1 pseudogene is annotated in these 706 nt (G+C 68.6%); it reads right to left on the reverse strand.

The features are described 5' to 3' along the window. Positions 1–551 (reverse strand): annotated as a pseudogene (locus VXC91_RS46455) (IS1634 family transposase); the annotation flags it as partial. Between the last annotated feature and the right edge of the window lie 155 nt (positions 552–706).

Raw genomic sequence — 706 nt, forward strand, 5'->3', positions numbered from 1 at the left:
AGGTCGGCGACCTGCCAGTAGACCTCCTCGGCGAGCTTGTCCTCGATCTTCAGCAGCCAGTCCATGGCCCGGTAGCAGGCGTCGTCGCTGGTGGTGGCGAGCCCGGGGATGTGGGCGTCGTGCTCGATCCAGCGGGTGGCGGCGAGCTTCGAGCTCGGGGCCAGGGCGCGGTTGGCGACCAGTGCGAACAGGACCCGCTCGGCGGCCGGGTCCAGGCGCCGGCCCTTCAAGAGGTTCCTCATGGCACTGTCGATGCCTATCCTGCGCCACAGCCCGTCCAGCGCGTGGGCGCCGCCCATTGGCCGGGACTCCAGGAACGTCAACTCCCCGCCGGCGGTGGCCCGCAGGGCTGCGGCCGGGTCCAGGAGCTTGGTCAGGGAGGCGACCAGCCGCTCGATGGCGGCGCGGTCCAGCCGGTCCTCGCGGCCGAAGCTGTGCAGCACCTGCGGGCGGGAGGTGCCGCTGGCCGCGTCCCATTCGTTGTGCGCCAACTGCAGGTAGCGCACGGTCGAGCCGTCCTTGTTCTTCCTCGTGGTCGCCCGCACGTACATGTTCCAGAGCATAACAGCATTTGCGCAGGTCAAGGCACAGTAATCACACGAGACGTGTTACTAGGCGAATTCACGCGTTCCACCAGGCCGCAGGCTCGTGACCTGCGACAACGGCCTCAACCGTGCCACGAACCCGCCATCAGCTGCGGAACCCC

Origin of the sequence: Streptomyces chiangmaiensis (assembly GCF_036281785.1) — a bacterium.
GTDB classification, from domain to species: domain Bacteria; phylum Actinomycetota; class Actinomycetes; order Streptomycetales; family Streptomycetaceae; genus Streptomyces; species Streptomyces chiangmaiensis.